At 44.8% G+C, this 16959-nt stretch carries 14 protein-coding genes; 13 read left to right on the top strand and 1 reads right to left on the bottom strand.

What is annotated here, in order from left to right; translation table 11 throughout:
- Positions 1–18: 18 nt before the first annotated feature.
- The 7 genes from fsa to NYE45_RS17700 all read left to right on the top strand — a co-directional run bounded on the left by fsa (position 19) and on the right by NYE45_RS17700 (position 8991).
- The gene (gene fsa / locus NYE45_RS17730) at positions 19–684 is read left to right on the top strand and encodes a fructose-6-phosphate aldolase (protein ID WP_036613461.1); all 666 of its coding nucleotides are present in this window, start codon (positions 19–21) and stop codon (positions 682–684) included.
- A 60-nt stretch (positions 685–744) separates the two neighbouring features.
- A complete protein-coding gene (gene gndA / locus NYE45_RS17725; RefSeq protein ID WP_062835042.1) occupies positions 745–2163 on the top strand; it encodes an NADP-dependent phosphogluconate dehydrogenase in 1419 nt (472 codons plus the stop codon).
- 244 nt (positions 2164–2407) lie between these two features.
- Positions 2408–3511: a metallophosphoesterase gene (locus NYE45_RS17720; protein ID WP_340013454.1), complete on the top strand. Its 1104-nt coding sequence runs from the start codon at positions 2408–2410 to the stop codon at positions 3509–3511.
- 326 nt (positions 3512–3837) lie between these two features.
- Positions 3838–4680 carry a PRD domain-containing protein gene (locus NYE45_RS17715; RefSeq protein ID WP_047843461.1) on the top strand — a complete coding sequence of 281 codons (843 nt, stop codon included), beginning with the start codon at positions 3838–3840 and terminating at the stop codon, positions 4678–4680.
- A 146-nt stretch (positions 4681–4826) separates the two neighbouring features.
- Positions 4827–6746, top strand: a complete 1920-nt coding sequence (locus NYE45_RS17710) for a beta-glucoside-specific PTS transporter subunit IIABC (RefSeq protein WP_340013453.1) — start codon at positions 4827–4829, stop codon at positions 6744–6746.
- Between the two features lie 49 nt (positions 6747–6795).
- Positions 6796–8259 carry a 6-phospho-beta-glucosidase gene (gene ascB, locus NYE45_RS17705; RefSeq protein ID WP_340013452.1) on the top strand — a complete coding sequence of 488 codons (1464 nt, stop codon included), beginning with the start codon at positions 6796–6798 and terminating at the stop codon, positions 8257–8259.
- A gap of 165 nt (positions 8260–8424) precedes the next feature.
- Positions 8425–8991 (top strand): hypothetical protein, encoded by a 567-nt coding sequence (locus tag NYE45_RS17700; RefSeq protein WP_340013450.1) that lies wholly within the window; start codon positions 8425–8427, stop codon positions 8989–8991.
- A 9-nt stretch (positions 8992–9000) separates the two neighbouring features.
- On the opposite strand, the gene NYE45_RS17695 is transcribed toward NYE45_RS17700, so the two are convergent.
- On the bottom strand, positions 9001–9885 hold the full coding sequence (locus tag NYE45_RS17695; protein ID WP_340013449.1) for an AraC family transcriptional regulator: 885 nt from the start codon (positions 9883–9885) through the stop codon (positions 9001–9003).
- Positions 9886–10019: 134 nt separating this feature from the next.
- Between NYE45_RS17695 and NYE45_RS17690 the strand changes: the two genes are divergently transcribed.
- The 6 genes from NYE45_RS17690 to NYE45_RS17665 all read left to right on the top strand — a co-directional run bounded on the left by NYE45_RS17690 (position 10020) and on the right by NYE45_RS17665 (position 16802).
- Positions 10020–12740, top strand: coding sequence for a family 78 glycoside hydrolase catalytic domain (locus tag NYE45_RS17690; RefSeq protein WP_340013448.1), 2721 nt, complete (start codon positions 10020–10022; stop codon positions 12738–12740).
- A 149-nt stretch (positions 12741–12889) separates the two neighbouring features.
- Positions 12890–13423 carry a GNAT family N-acetyltransferase gene (locus tag NYE45_RS17685; RefSeq protein WP_340013446.1) on the top strand — a complete coding sequence of 178 codons (534 nt, stop codon included), beginning with the start codon at positions 12890–12892 and terminating at the stop codon, positions 13421–13423.
- Between the two features lie 138 nt (positions 13424–13561).
- Positions 13562–14650 carry an acyltransferase gene (locus tag NYE45_RS17680; protein ID WP_340013444.1) on the top strand — a complete coding sequence of 363 codons (1089 nt, stop codon included), beginning with the start codon at positions 13562–13564 and terminating at the stop codon, positions 14648–14650.
- A gap of 165 nt (positions 14651–14815) precedes the next feature.
- A complete protein-coding gene (locus NYE45_RS17675) occupies positions 14816–15376 on the top strand; it encodes an AAA family ATPase (protein WP_340013442.1) in 561 nt (186 codons plus the stop codon).
- A 56-nt stretch (positions 15377–15432) separates the two neighbouring features.
- Complete coding sequence (locus NYE45_RS17670; protein WP_340013440.1) at positions 15433–15738, top strand: hypothetical protein; 306 nt, start codon at positions 15433–15435, stop codon at positions 15736–15738.
- A 224-nt stretch (positions 15739–15962) separates the two neighbouring features.
- Positions 15963–16802, top strand: coding sequence for a PRD domain-containing protein (locus tag NYE45_RS17665; RefSeq protein WP_091034839.1), 840 nt, complete (start codon positions 15963–15965; stop codon positions 16800–16802).
- Positions 16803–16959 lie beyond the last annotated feature (157 nt).

The following is a 16959-nucleotide window of genomic DNA, read 5'->3' as shown; positions in this document are numbered from 1 at the left end:
TCTGGAGGTAATTCAATCATGAAATTTTTTATCGATACAGCTAACGTGGAAGATATCCAAAAAGCATACAAAATCGGCGTATTGTCTGGCGTAACGACGAACCCTTCTCTGGTAGCCAAAGAAGGTGTGAAATTCGAAGATCGTATCGAAGAAATCTTGCGTTTGGTACCTGAAGTGGAGTCCGTTTCTGCGGAAGTAACACCAGATGCCCTTACTGCTGAAGAGATGATTGCGCAAGCAGATGAATTGATCAAAATCAACAACAGCGACAAAAACATTACGATCAAACTGCCAATGACACTTGCAGGCCTCGAAGCTTGTCGTTACTTGACCAAAAAAGGTGTGAAAACCAATGTAACGTTGATCTTCACTGTGAACCAGGCGCTTCTGGCTGCTCGTGCTGGTGCAACATATGTATCTCCATTCCTGGGACGTCTTGATGATATCTCCGAAGATGGCGTACAATTGGTTACCAAAATTGCTGAATTGTTCCGTACACATAACCTGGATGCACAGATTATTGCGGCTTCTGTAAGACATCCGGATCACGTTACACGTGTAGCAATGGCGGGAGCACATATCGCTACTGTTCCATTCTCCGTCATTGAACAAATCTCCAAACACCCACTGACAGATCAAGGTATGGACAAATTTGCAGCGGACTGGAAAAAAACAGTACAATAATCTATAACCATTCATTCGTTTCAACTTACTATATAAATAATGGAGTATTGGGAGGACATAATGAGTAAACAACAGATTGGTGTTATTGGTTTGGCAGTAATGGGTAAAAACTTGGCTTTGAATATTGAAAGCAAAGGTTTCTCGGTAGCGGTATTTAACCGTTCCCCGGAGAAAACGAACGATCTTCTGAAAGAAGCAGAAGGTAAAAACCTGACAGGCGCGTTCACCATTGAAGAATTCGTAGAGTCCCTGGAGTCTCCGCGTAAAATTTTGATTATGGTGCAAGCGGGTAAAGCGACAGATGCAACCATCGAGCAACTGCTTCCTCATCTGGATCAAGGGGACATCATTATCGACGGAGGTAATGCTTACTTCCCTGACACACAACGTCGCAGTAAAGAGCTGGAAGAAAAAGGTTTCCGCTTCATCGGCGCAGGTGTATCCGGTGGTGAAGAAGGCGCACTGAAAGGCCCAGCTATCATGCCAGGCGGTCAGGAAAGTGCTTATCAGTTGGTAGAACCGATCCTGACAGCGATCTCCGCCAAAGTTGGCGATGACGCTTGCAGCACATATATCGGACCAGACGGTGCCGGACACTATGTAAAAATGGTGCATAACGGTATCGAATACGGAGATATGCAGTTGATTGGTGAAGCTTACCACCTGCTCAAATCCGTATTGAACGTTTCCGTTGAAGAGTTGCATGAGATCTTCACCGAGTGGAATCAAGGGGAGCTGGACAGCTACCTGATCGAAATCACGGCAGATATCTTCTCCAAATACGATCCTGAAACGGGTAAACCAATGGTTGACGTTATTCTGGACGCGGCTGGACAAAAAGGAACAGGTAAATGGACAAGCCAAAGCGCGCTGGATCTCGGCGTACCATTGTCCATGATCACGGAATCCGTATTCTCCCGTTTCCTGTCTGCCATGAAGGACGAGCGTGTAGCAGCTAGCAAAATCCTTAATGGACCAGCAACTGAAGCATTCTCTGGCGACAAAAAAGCGTTCATCGAGAACGTTCGTAAAGCGCTATTTGCAAGTAAAATCGTATCCTACGCTCAAGGATTCGCACAAATGCGTGCAGCTTCCGATGAGTATGGTTGGGATCTGAAATACGGCAACATTGCCATGATCTTCCGCGGCGGCTGCATCATCCGTTCGCAGTTCCTGCAAAACATCAAAGAAGCGTATGACAAAGATGCAGCACTGAAAAACCTGCTCTTGGATCCATACTTCCAAAACATCGTTGAGTCATATCAAGGTGCATGGCGTGAAGTTGTAGCGGCTGCTGTAAAACAAGGTATTCCGGTACCTGGATTCTCCAGCGCACTGTCTTACTACGACAGCTACCGTACAGAGCGTTTGCCAGCGAACTTGCTGCAAGCACAACGTGACTACTTCGGTGCTCACACATTCAAACGTGTGGACAAAGAAGGTTCATTCCACTTCCAGTGGATGGACACTAACGAGTAATATCAGTTCCGAATATATAGCATTCTTGCAGTCATTCATGAATTTAACTTCATGGTACCTGCAAGGGTGCTTTTTCTCGTTAATGGTTCGAATTTGAATATTATCAAATTGTAATAAAATGTACGAATCTGGGTTTGGCAAACAGATGATCTGACCCTTCAACTACGTTATACTTGTTCAGACGGACCTACATCCGTTATGAAAATTCAGAATACAACTTATTGACGTGGAGGTTAGACCGGGCATGTTTGTATTAGCGGGTATATTGTTTTTGGTCGTATACGGTTTATTAGTGTTCTACATAGGCTGGAGCGGGTGGAGTTGGATGAAACCTGTCGTGTCCGCCAGATTCCGGTGGTTTTATATCATAGCGCTTGTGTTCCTTGCCGTTTCCTTCATTCTGGCACGAGTATTTGGAAGCATTTCGTTTCTTAGTATCATCGGTTCTTACTGGCTGGCGATCTTCTCGTTGTTATTGCTGATCCTGCCAATCGTTCATCTGACGATGTGGCTGTTGAGATTAACCCGTATTCCTAGACATCATACACAGAAGTGGGCAGGAGTTGTTACTCTGGTGCTGTTGGTGTCCACAATGGGTTATGGAATTTTCAACGCCTACAGCCCGGTTGTGAGAACGTATAACATTCAGATTGATAAAAAAGTAGAAGGTGTGGACAAGCTTAACATTGTCATGGCTGCCGATATGCACTTCGGACTACTGTCTGGGCCTGCCCATGCCAAACGAATGGTGGAGGAGATTAATGCTCTGAAGCCGGATCTGGTGCTGTATCCTGGAGATATCATTGATGACAATCTGGATATGTACCTCAATAGCGGAATTGCCGACATTATCAGTGATATTCAGGCTCCATACGGCGTCTATGCTTCACTCGGAAATCACGATAAGTTCGATGGTCCGATTGAAGATCTGATTGCTGCGCTGGAGAAGAGCAACATGCAAGTTTTGTACGATGACAAGATTGTCCTGGATGACAAGATTACCCTCATTGGACGGAAAGATCGCACAGAGAAGGATCGTGCAGAAGTAGCCACATTAATGCAAAATACGGACTTGAGCCAACCAGTACTTATGATGGATCACCAGCCGTATGATCTGGATATTGCGGAGCAAAACAATGTAGATCTGGTCGTATCTGGTCACACCCACCGTGGTCAGATCGCACCGGCCCAGTTCATCACACAGGCTATTTACGAGAATGATTGGGGTTATCTGCAAAAAGGCTCCATGCACTCCATCGTAACGTCGGGATTTGGCTTCTGGGGACCTCCGATTCGCACAAGCAGTCGTTCGGAGATTGTACAGATTAATGTGACGTTCCAACAATAATAGAGAGGGCCCTTCGATAGAAGGGCCTTTTTTTGTTCAAAGCAAGTGATGAGTTGTTGGATGACGCCGTTTGAAACTGCATCAACATGTGAATATTAAAACATATGTGCCCTGAAACGTGGAAGCTTAGGAAAATGACGCATGTAAGGGAACGAAGTGGAATAGCATTAGCAGTAATTTTGGTTGACACCGTTTTCAGGTTATGATAAATTAGATCCGAGGCTTGTTACCGGTAATGCGGGCAAAACCACTATGGAAATGATTTTATTATTTCTGTTTTGGTTTTGCCCTTTTTTAATCCTCAAAAAAAACCAGGTGGGTCCAGAATGATTATTAAACAGATATTTAATAACAATATTGTCAGTACCGTGGATGACAAAAATCAGGAACTGCTGATCCTCGGCCGGGGTATCGGATTTAAGTTCAAAGCAGGCGATGAGATTGATGAAGAGCGGATTGAGAAGGTATTCCGTCTTCAGGATGCATCGATCTATGAGAAATTTAAATCCATCGTAGCTGAAGTGCCTATTGAGATTCTGCAGGCAACAGATGATATTGTGACACTGGCACGAACGCAACTGAACAAAACCATCAGTGACGGGATCTATGTCTCGCTATCTGATCACATTCACTTTGCCGTTCAACGCTTGGAAAAAGGAATGATTACTCGTAATCCACTTTCTTGGGAAGTTCAGCACTTCTATAAGGCGGAGTACGATGTGGCCAGAGAAGCACTGACCTTGCTGAAGGAAAGACTGGATATTGAGTTCCCCAAAGATGAAATCTGTAATATTGCTTTGCATTTCATCAATGCGGAAGTCAATGATTCCATGAACGATGTCACTCATCTGATGCAGCTGTTGCAGGAGATTATGAATATCATCAAATATCACTTCAACGTCGAATTGGATGAAGATAGCGTCAACTATTTCCGCTTCATTACCCATTTGAAATATTTCTGTCAGCGTGTCATTACCCATTCTTCACATGATGATGCCGAGGAGTATTTATATGAAGTGGTTCGGAAAAACTATCCGGAGACATTCAAATGTATTGGCAAGATCGAGACTTTTATCCATAAGAACTATCAGTATGACATGACTCACTCTGAGCAGTTATATCTAACGCTCCATCTGGAACGTCTGATGAAAACCAAGCGGGACGTATAAAGTCCACGCAATAGAATGAAATCACAACTGGATATCCTATGGGCTTGTTACTGTTCAATCAGGCAATACCCGAATGAGATGGCGCCATCAATGTGCGCTATATTCGTTCGGGTATTTTTTATTGGAAAAATGAGGAGGAAAACATCATGAAACATCAGGAAACGGCACAGGAAATCATCAAAGCCGTTGGGGGAACAAACAATATTAACTCGGTGTATCACTGCGTTACTCGACTACGCTTTGATTTGAAGAATAACGATAAAGTCGATAATGGCTCACTCAAGAAATTGGATAAGGTCATGGGAACGAATATTTCCGGCGATCAATTCCAAGTCATTATCGGTAATGACGTGGCAAAAGTATTCGATGCCATGGTGAAGGAACATCCGGCAATCCAGCAAACTACAGAAAATAAAGAGCCAAAGTCGGATAAAAAACAAAATGTCGTGCTGAAGATTTTTGAAACAATCGCGGGCGTCTTTGCTCCAATGCTTCCAGCGATTACCGCGGCAGGTATGCTCAAAGGATTACTGGCCCTGTTCGTGTCCTTGAGTTGGATGTCAGCCGGAACGGATACGTATCGTATTCTTTCAGCCATTGGTGACGGCGTATTCCACTACCTGCCTTTACTGATTGCAGTCAGCGCTGCTCGTAAATTCGGAAGTAACCCGTTTGTTGCGATTGCACTAGGTACGGCACTGATGTATCCAGACATGACAGCATTGCTATCTAGCGGTGAATCGGTTGGATTTTTGGGAATCCCGGTTACGGCTGTAAGTTATGCTTCATCGGTTATCCCGATTCTTCTTGCTGTATGGTTGATGTCCTATGTTGAGAAATGGGTTGACCGCGTTATCCCTGCTGCGCTCAAGCTATTGCTTGTGCCACTGATTACCTTGCTTGTTATGGTTCCGGTAACGCTGATTGCGATCGGGCCATTGGGTACATTTGTTGGTAGCGGATTGTCCGGCGGCATCAACTGGCTGCTGAATGAAGGCGGATTGATTGCAGGTATTGTTCTGGGCGGCGCGATGGCGCTCATTATTATGACAGGAATGCACTATGCACTTGTGCCGATTATCCTGAGTAATATCGCTACACTGGGCTTTGATAAATTCTTGCCGTTGACCTTTATCTCCAATATGGGTCAGGCTGGTGCAACACTCGGCGTATTCTTCCGGGCAAAAGATAAAAAACTTAAAACCGTGGCATTGTCAACGAGCTTCACCGCACTCATGGGTGTAACGGAGCCGGCTATGTACGGGGTTAACATGAAATACAAAAAACCATTTGCCGCAGCGATGATTGGTAGTGCAGTGGGTGGAGGATTTGCTCTTGCTTTTGGTGCGAAAGCATATGTGCTTGCGGGTAACGGTGGTCTCCCAGGACTTCCTTCCCTGATCGGACAAACCTTCTGGTATTCCTTTGGGGGTATGATTTTGGCCTTTGTGGTGGGTGCAATCATGTCTACAATATTCGGTATCAAGGAAGAAGAAGGAGACGCTGAGGCGTTGGCTCAATTCTCACCGGGTGCTTCTACAGCACCAGCGAAAGTAGCTTCCAGCGATGCTGCAAGTGTGAACGTGGACGACATGGGCGCTCCAGAACCAACAAGTGATGCGGTAGCCGTTGCCCCGATGACAGGTAAATCGATTCCACTCAAAGAAGTCAACGATCCAACATTCGGTGATGAATTGATGGGTAAAGGTGTAGCATTTATTCCAACGGTAGGCGAATTGATTTCTCCAGTGACAGGTACCATCATGAATGTGTTCAAAACGAAACATGCGATCGTTGTCCGCAGTGATAACGGAATGGAATTGCTGATTCATGTTGGAATTAACACGGTGAAGCTGCGTGGACAGTATTTCGATGCACATGTTGCTACAGGAGCACGTGTACAGGCTGGAGACAAGTTACTTACTTTTGAACTGGACGAGATTGCAAAAGAATACGACATTACAACTGCTATGGTTGTTACCAATACGGCTGATTACAAGGAGGTTTTACCTGTGAAATTGGGTGAAATCACGATGGGTGAAAACGTATTGAAAGCTGAAATCTAAACAGTCTGTCTTAGGACTAACAATATCAACAAAAGAAGGAGAGATTCGCATGATTAATCGACAAGGGTTTCCGGAAGGTTTTCTATGGGGCGGCGCTATTGCCGCCAATCAGGCTGAAGGTGGATTCGACGCTGGCGGCAAAGGATGGTCGACGGCTGATATGGTTCCATATTTTGAGAAAAAGGATTACACCAACCTTAGAGAACTGATGCATGTTACAAGTGCAACGGTTGAGAAAGCCATGGCACATCACAGTGCAGAAGGTTATCCGAAACGTTACGGGATTGATTTTTACCACCGTTTCAAAGAGGATATTGCGCTGTTCGCCGAGCTGGGCTTCAAGACATTCCGTCTGTCCATCAACTGGCCGCGTATTTTCCCGAATGGTTATGATGCCGAGCCGAATGAAGAAGGATTGCGTTTCTATGACGAAGTGTTCGATGAACTCCGTAAATACGATATTGAACCGCTTGTAACACTCTCACATTATGAGATGCCTATGGCGCTTGTCCTGAAATATAACGGCTGGGCTGGCCGCGAAGTGATTGGACATTTTGTAAGATATGCCGAGACAGTGATGAACCGATACAAGGACAAAGTAAAATACTGGTTGACGTTTAATGAGATTAACACAACGATTATTGAACCGTTCACAGGTGGCGGTATTATTGAAGACCGAGTTGAGAACACGATGCAGGCTTCTTATCAGGCACTTCATCATCAATTTATAGCTAGTAGCCTAGTAACAGAAAAAGCGCGTCAGATTAACCCGAACTTCCAGATCGGATGTATGCTTGCGCGCATGATTCACTACCCGGCGACGTCGAAGCCAGAGGATGTGTTACAAGCACAGATCGATAACCAGCTGAATCTGCTGCATACGGATGTACAAGTTCGTGGTAGTTATCCAACGTTCATGGCTCGGTACTGGGCAGAGAACGGGATTACGATTGCCATGGAACCAGGAGATGAGCAGATCCTGCGTGAGCATACAGTTGATTTTATCTCGTTCAGTTATTACACATCCTTGGTATCCGCAGTTAATCCAGAGGAATATGGAGTGACTGGAGGCAACCTGTATAGTACGATCAAGAACCCAAATCTGGAGCGTACGGAATGGGGCTGGCAGCTTGATCCGATCGGTCTGCGCGTTGCATTGAAAGAGCTGTATGACCGTTATCAATTGCCATTGTTTGTGGTGGAGAACGGCCTTGGTGCCAAAGATACCGTTGAAGCAGACGGTTCCATCAACGATGATTACCGGATTGATTATCTGAGAAAACATATTACACAAATGAAAGAAGCCGTTATGGATGGTGTGGACCTGATGGGATATACCAACTGGGGAGCAATTGATATCATCAGTGCATCCACTTCGGAAATGTCCAAGCGATATGGCGTGATCTATGTGGATCAGGATGACAACGGACAAGGCACATTGAATCGGTATAAGAAAAAAAGCTTTGGCTGGTACCAAAAAGTCATTGCCTCCAATGGCGAAAACTTGGAATAGATCAACTATATAGGCACCCCAGGCGCAGCTGGTATTGAGGCGCCGGGGCGCCTTTTTACTATAATCTCGCAGGAATTCATCAACACTATTGCACTGTAATGTAAAAAGGATGACTTCATAACATTCTGGATGGTATACTGTGATCGTATTAGGGGAGGGATAACCATGAAGAAGCCTATTATTGCTGTAGATATGGATGACACGATATGTCATCTGGTCAAGCGGGCTATTTATCACAACAACCTCAGCTTCCCGACCCATCCGTTGCGCTATGAGGATATGATTCATTGGGATACATCTCATTTGCGTCATCCAGAGAGCACGCACGATGTATTTTATGGTCGGCCGGGTCTGTTCGAGGAATTGGAATTATTCGACGAGTATGTAGTAGATGAGATGCGAAAGCTGAACGATGCTTATGATGTCATTGTCGTTACGGCAGCAGAACCAAGAACAGTCGTTGAGAAGTGGAACTGGCTTCAGCAGCATATGCCTTTTATAACCGCAGAACAGTTTATTACATGCAAAAGAAAAAATCTGCTCAGTTTCGATCTGCTCATTGATGATGGAGCACATAATTTGATTCCGGCGCATGAGGATGGCAAGAAAGTCATATGTATCCCGCATCCATGGAATATACAGGAGCGTGAACGATACAATTTTCCGTTGATGTCTTCATGGAAAGAGGCCAAGGCCTACATAGATGAAGTATTACAGGTTGTTGGTGTCTGAAAGTAAATCTTATTGTCCAGAGTGCTGTGCTCTGGATTTTTTGCGATAGGCGAGAGGTGTTTCGCCTGTTATTTTTTTGAATGCAGCATAAAATGAATCCATATCCCGATATCCGACCAGTTCGGCAATCAGGCTGACTTTGTGCCGTGAACTCTTAAGCAGTTCACAGCTTTTTTGTATACGGAGATGTTGCAGGTGGGCGCTAAAGGTCTGTCCGGTATGCCGAAGAAACATTCGTCCAATTTGCTTTTCGCTCCAGCCTGATACACGTACCAGATCAGATATTCGGATTCGGTCGCTCACGTGTTGTTTGAGATAGTGAAGAATGTACTCAAAATCAGTGGAATGAATCGCTTCTTCCTGAACCTCTTGATAAAGTTGTCGGTAGGTCATCAATACCAATTGGCTCACCAGGGTGTATAACATGGTAGACGAACCGATTCCCGGAACGGAGGATTCACGGTACAGCTTCACCATTAGTTCTTCAATCCGGTCGTTGTGATCCACAACGGATATATAAGGAACTTGATTTTGTGCCAGATCCAACAGATGATGAATGATTTCTTTTTCCTGAATGACGGATGTCAGGGTGTGGATCAATTCAGCATTAAATAGGCAGTTATATAGAATTAACGGATGCTCGGTTACGTTGGTGCTCACAGGACGGAAAACATGAGGAACGCCGACGGGAATGACAAACAGCATGCCCTTCGTCACCGGAATGACATCTTCACCGATATGATGAAAGCCCTTTCCTTCGGCAACATAGCTATACTCAATAAAATCATGTGCGTGAAAAGGAAGCACAAAATCTTCAGAGCAACGATTGACGAAAAGCTGCAGATGATTATGCAGGAAGTACTCACTTTTCATGAGTTGTACAGATGAATTCACAAGCAACCTCCTCGTACAGATGGCTGAAATACCGGATGAAATAGTCCTGATTACCGGGTATTTACGGCAACAGGCTCGATATAATTATATCGTAACCCCGAATGGGAAGCCAAGATGGAAAGGACGATTTGCTAATGTTCAACGTTAGTCACCTTCGCTGTGAGTATAAAATTAATCCGATTGGCCTTGATGTAAAATCACCGAGAATAAGCTGGCAGTTGCAGTCCGATCGTCGGAACTGCATGCAATCCGCTTACCAGATTCAGCTGTCTTTGACGGAAGATTTTGATGGGATTGGATGGGATTCTGGCGAGATAAGCACGGATCAATCCATACATGTGGAATTAAACCATTTTCAGCCTTCTCCGCGAACGCGATATTACTACCGGATTCGGGCATGGGATGATGCAGGAAGTGATTCCGGTTGGTCCGAAACGGCTTATTTCGAGATGGGACTTATGGATAGTCATAACAAGTGGCGAGCAGAATGGATCACAGCTCAACCATCAGCTGATGGAGATACGTCATGCCCGCGTATGCGCAAGCAGTTTAATGTGAAAAAATCGATTACGTCTGCCAGAATATATGTAACAGCACTTGGATTATACGAGTTGCATCTGAACAGCACAAGAGTAGGAGAAGATTATTTTACACCTGGCTGGACCTCTTATCGTAAGCGATTACAATATCAAACCTATGATGTTACTCACATGCTCCAACATGGACAGAATACTTTAGGTGCTAATCTGGGAGATGGCTGGTACCGAGGATATCTTGGCTGGAACAAAGAACGGGAAATATTCGGTGCAACATCCGCATTGCTGCTGGAATTGCAGATAAAATACGCAGATGGTTCGGAGGAATCTATTTTATCTAACGGGAATTGGACGGCAGCTCCAAGTGCCATTCGCATGTCGGACATCTATATGGGGGAGACGTATGATGCGCGAATGGAGTCCGATTGGTCGGATTCCTCTCAGGTGAGTTGGTCACCCGTGAACGTACTGGAGCATCCCAAAGATATCATCGTTGCGCAGGAGAACGTACCCGTCACCCAAGTCGAACAGCTACAGCCAATTGCCTTGCTGACAACTCCACAGGGAGATCGTGTACTAGACATGGGGCAGAATATGGTGGGATGGGTGAAATTCAGCATTCAAGGTAAAGAGGGTCAGACGGTTGAGCTTCACCATGCTGAAATCTTGGATCATGAAGGCAACTTCTACACCGATAATCTTCGCGCCGCCAAGCAGTGTATTCGCTACACGTGCAAGGGGGATGGCGTGGAAACATTTGAACCGCATTTTACATTCCAAGGCTTTCGCTATGTAAAGCTGGTTGGCTTCCCGGAACACGTTCGTCTGGATGAATTCACCGGAATAGTACTTCACTCGAATATGGAGCCAACAGGTCAGTTCTCATGCTCCAGTCCACTGGTGAACCAACTGCATCACAATATATTGTGGGGGCAAAAGGGGAATTTCCTGGATGTGCCGACAGACTGTCCACAGAGGGATGAACGGCTCGGATGGACGGGTGATGCGCAGATGTTTGTCCGCACGTCCTCCTACCTGATGAACACGGCTCCCTTCTTCACCAAATGGTTGCGAGATCTGGAAGCGGACCAGGGAGCAGATGGAGGTATCCCATTCTTCGTTCCGGATCTGAGAAGTTCCACGTCAGAAGGATGGGGTGACACCAGTCATTCCTCCGCCGCTTGGGGTGATGCAGCCGTCATCTGTCCATGGACCATCTATGAGATGTATGGGGATGCTAGATTGCTGGCTGAGCAATATGGGAGCATGCAACGATGGATTGAATACATTCACGGGCAGGGTGACAATCCGTATCTGTGGAACACGGGATTCCACTTTGGCGATTGGCTGGGACTGGACTCCAAGCCTGATAGTTATGTCGGCGCAACGGACACAGACTATGTGGCGACTGCATTCTATGCCTATTCGGTTTCGTTAACTCAAAAAGCGGCTGAGGTACTTGGAAAGACTGACGATGCTGAATATTACAAGCAGTTGCATACGAACATTGTTCATGCGTTTCGAAATGAATTCGTGACTCCAGCTGGGAAAATTGCTGTTCCAACGCAAACAGCGCATGTTCTTGCACTCCAGTTTGACCTGCTGGACGTCACTGCCCGAACTCGTGCAGTGGAACAATTGGCGAAACTCGTGAAAGAGGCGGGGAATCATCTTACCACAGGATTCGTGGGCACACCTTATCTGAATCCGGTACTGAGTGATGTGGGACTTCACGAACTGGCTTATACCTTGCTTTTTCAAGAGGATTACCCGTCCTGGCTGTATCAGGTAACTCAAGGCGCAACGACAGTCTGGGAACATTGGGATGGGATCAAAGAGGATGGCGGTCTCTGGAGTGCTGATATGAACTCATTTAACCACTATGCGTACGGTGCGATTGGGGAATGGTTGTATCGTTATGTTGCCGGCATTCGGTCCGATGAACATCAGCCAGGATTCCGAATGGTTCATATCGAGCCGCAACCCGGACCAGGACTGGATTGGGTGGAAGCGAGTTTGGAGACGATGTATGGTCAAGTTGCTTCAAGCTGGCACAGGCTGGCGGCGGGGGAAATGGAGATACGGGTGCATATTCCTGCCAATACAAGAGGTACGGTACGTCTTCCTGGAGCAGGTGCACAGATCGTTCTGGAGCAAGGGAAACCGTTGGATCAGGTGAGTGAAGTTCAGGTTATTCGCAGCATTGGAGACGATGTTGAAATCACACTGGGATCTGGAAGTTACCAATTCACGTACAAGGACACGGTTGCAAAGAGGGAACAAGGTTTTCAGGAGGCTACATTGACAGAGTCCGTATAATAATAGAATAAGCGGTAAGATGTACACTTGAAGAGGATCTGCACACACGCAGGTCCTTTTTCGAACTTGTTTGATCGAAGATCAAGAGCGGCGTGTTCAGGAGGAAAGAACGTGGCAGTATCAATATCTGTTGAGAGGATGTAGTGATCATGGGGAAAGAACACGTTAGATTAATTAAACCATCACGAGCATATAAGGAAGCATATTTGGCATTTTATGAGGACTGGGTAAGAAGTGGAGAATTGATGGTACCTTGGGTCATTTCCAAAGAACCCTATGCGTTTGACGAGATGTTGGCATTTTTGCAGCGTAATGAACAAGGCCTCGACATCCCGGAAGGCTGGGTCAAAGACAGTACATACTGGCTGGTAACGGAGAGTCATCAAATTGTGGGTGCCGTGAATATAAGGCATGAGCTTAATGACAGACTATACAATAGCGGAGGACATATTGGTTATGGCATTCGTCCGGGGGAGCGGCACAATGGCTATGGTTCCGAAATTCTCAGGTTGTCTTTGGAGAAAACGAGAGAACTCGGAATCACCAAAGTATTAGTCGTATGCGACGCGATTAATGAGCCCTCCAGAAGGGTTATCCTTCGAAATGGTGGCATCAAGGATGTGGACTATGTGGAGTCTAATGGTAACGTTGTTGAACGATTCTGGATAGAGAATGTCGAATAATGCAGAATAATGATGTAATTTAACGAAAATAATATGGATTATGATTGTATTACCCTCGCGTGCTGATTAAAATGAAGCTAGAATCTGGATTGCGGCCGGAAACTATCATCCCATTTCAGGCACAAGTGAGGTTATCTTATGAATCAACCGGTTAATCGGCCCCGGCGTATTGAGTATCTGGATCTCTATCGTGCTTTTGCGATCATGGCAGTTGTAGCTATCCACGCTACTTCAACAGCAGTTGCGCATTACCCCAAGCATACATTAGATCATGATGTATATTACTTCTGGAACACGTTTTTACAATTTGCCGTTCCAGCGTTTCTGTTCCTGTCATCCCTGGTCTTATTCTACAACTACAGTTCCAAGGTGAATGAGAAGGGTTGGATGCTCGCTTTTTATAAGAAGCGTTTATTTAATGTATTTGTACCCTATGTGGTGTGGTCCCTTATCTATTTTGCCATTAAACAGCTGCTTGCGGGCAAAGAACCTTTGACTCATGGTGTTCAATTTGCCAAACAATTAGTAATGGGAACGGCTCATACGCACTTATACTTTTTTCTGATTATTCTTCAGTTCTATATCGTGTTTCCATGGCTTTTGTCGCTTGCACGCCAGCGTCTGTTTAAACGGTACTTGCCATTATTCTTTATTGCTGCCCAGGCCATATTCTATGCGTTGCATTTACAGTTTCACTTCGAACGAACAGGCAGTTTGCTACCGAGTTATCTGATCGTGATCGGATTTGGTGCATGGGTTGGGTTGAACTTTGAGTGGGCATTGAAGAAACTGCATACACACCGTTATGTGCTTATAGCTGCATTGTTGAGCGGAGGTGCCATTTTTATCTATGGTAATGCTTATATCAAAACCGCTTTCGCTGCATACCCGGTGGTTGCCTATACCGTGCTGTTCCTGTTCCGAAATCTGTTTACGCTGTCTGCCTGCTTGCTCCTGCTGATCTTCAGTGAACGAATCGGCACTGGAAAACATACCGAGGTTCGTAAAGCTACACGTGTTCTGGACTCTTTGGGTACAGTGGCGTTCGGTGTATTTTTAATGCATCCACTCGTACTGCTCTTCTGGAGACGTGAATTCACAGATGAGCTGGCTCGGCACTTCAGCATGGGCATCCTTCTATCTTATATTGTGGCACTCCTGATCTCATGGATCTGTGCGATGGGATTGCGCCGGATGAAGTGGGGATGGGTACTGATCGGACGGTAAGTATAAATAAACATATGTAATTTAAGATAAGAGATTTCAAGCCCTCACGCGTTGAGGGAATCACTTGAAACCTCTTTTTTATTTGCCCTAAAGAAGGTATCATGGAGTTTAATGTCCATAAAATTGAATTAATGGAATGAACACTACCTTGTCAGGAGTGATCGAATGAAATTGGTGATTATTTTTGGTCCACAGGCTGTGGGCAAAATGACGGTTGGGCAAGAACTGGAGAAGATAACGAAGCTAAAATTGTTTCATAACCATATGACCATTGAACTGGTGTCTCCTTATTTCAGTTATGGTACACCACAAGGCAAAAGACTGGTGAATTTATTCCGTCATGAGATTTTTGAAGAAGTGGCGAAGAGCGACCTGCCGGGTCTGATTTTCACATTTGTATGGGCTTTTGACCTGAAGCAAGACGGAGAGTATATTCGTCAAATCAGCGAATTGTTTGCATCTCATGGAGGTCAGGTCTGTTATGTGGAACTGGAGGCTGATGCATCAGAAAGACTAGAGCGCAATAAAAGTCCGCATCGCCTGTTACATAAGCCAACAAAACGTGACGTCGCGTGGTCTGAGCGAGATTTACTTGATACGATGAAGAAATATCGATTGAACTCGGAACCGGGAGAAATCATGTATGAGCACTACATAAGGATTGATAACACGCACAAGAGCCCGGATGAAGTGGCACAGTTAATCCAGGAACGCTTTAATTTGTAATTGGAGAAACGTCTAACTTAGCAGATTAGTTGCTTTATATAAAAGGGGCACTACGCATGTATTTTGTAATATTTTTGCTCATAGGACTTGTTCTATGTTATCTGATTCCATTCGGTCCGATTTTGGCTGGGGGCATTGTTTTCGCACTTGTCATAGATCATTACCGTCAGACGATGCATATGCGTGAAGATATCCGAGACATCAAAAATCATCTGGGGCTAATGAATACAGGTGAGGCGAAAGAGTACGAGATGGATAAGCAATTTAAAGATGTCGATCGTTTGAGTTCAGAAGAAATGGATATTATTAACCGAAGAATTGAAGCGGAGCTGGAGAAAGACAACAAAAACAATAAAACATAAATTCCTGTAAAATAATTCTTGTTTTGATCACTCCTGTGAGTATATTTACCTAGATCGGGAGTCATGCTAATTCGATATTAACTTTTTGTTGCACTGTGTAGAATTTTGTAATATTATGAGGGAAGCGCGTACAACATATCGGGTTGTAACTGTTGAATCAGGCAAAGCCGTATACCTTGAGAAAAGGGATTGGTTTGTCTTTTTCTGTATATTGGAGTGATAAAGTGAAAATCGAGAAGGTGCTGAACAATAATGCTGTAGTTGCAATGAATGACGAGCAGGAAGTTATTATCATTGGCCGGGGGATTGCTTATCAGAAGCGGGCGGGTGATATGGTTTCCGAGCAGCATATCGACAAGATATTTACTTTACAGAATGAAGATATTCAGGAAAACTTCAAGGCATTAATCTCAAGCATTCCGCTGGAATACATGAAAGTATCTGAGGAAATCATCGCTTACGCCAAATTAAAACTTGGCAAAAAACTGAATGAGAGCATCTACTTGCATCTCACAGATCATATTCACTTTGCCATTGAGCGGTATCGCAAAAATCTGCCCATACGCAACGGTTTAATCTGGGAGACAAAGCAGTTATACAAAGAGGAATATGAAGTCGGAATGGAAGCGCTCAACATGATCTGTGATCAGTTTGGTGTGATCTTGCCCGAGGACGAAGCCGGTTTTATGGCACTTCACTTTGTGAATGCAGCTTTGAACGAGGAAATGCCCAACATCAAGAGTATGACGCAGGTCATGCAGGAAATCTTGACGATCATCAAGTATCATTTCAAGATTGATTTTGATGAGAACTCACTGACATTCTATCGCTTTGTGACGCATTTGAAGTTTTTCGCCCAACGTTTGGTGAAGGGAAAACATTACAAGAGCAACAACGATGATGAATTGTTCCTGATGATTCAGAAGAAATATCCGGCAGCACACAAGTGCTCGGAAAAAATCAAGAAATTCATTGAAAGCAACTACACGTATCAACTAACTGACGAAGAAATGATGTACTTAACGATTCATATTGAGAGAGTTGTGAATGCAACTTCTGAATAATCCCATAGATCAGCTTGCAGGGTTGCAACCACTAGGGCAAAACCTGAACGATTGAATGACAGAACATACCGTTAACCGGATGTTCCATACATTCAGATGTTCAGGTTTTTTTATTCTCTCCAATATGCTTCGAATCCGTGTTTAATCAGAAAGGAAG

Source organism: Paenibacillus sp. FSL K6-1318, from assembly GCF_037976905.1.
Lineage (GTDB): Bacteria > Bacillota > Bacilli > Paenibacillales > Paenibacillaceae > Paenibacillus > Paenibacillus amylolyticus_A.
Note: the sequence above shows the minus strand (reverse complement) of the source record. Positions and strands in the feature narration are given on the sequence as shown.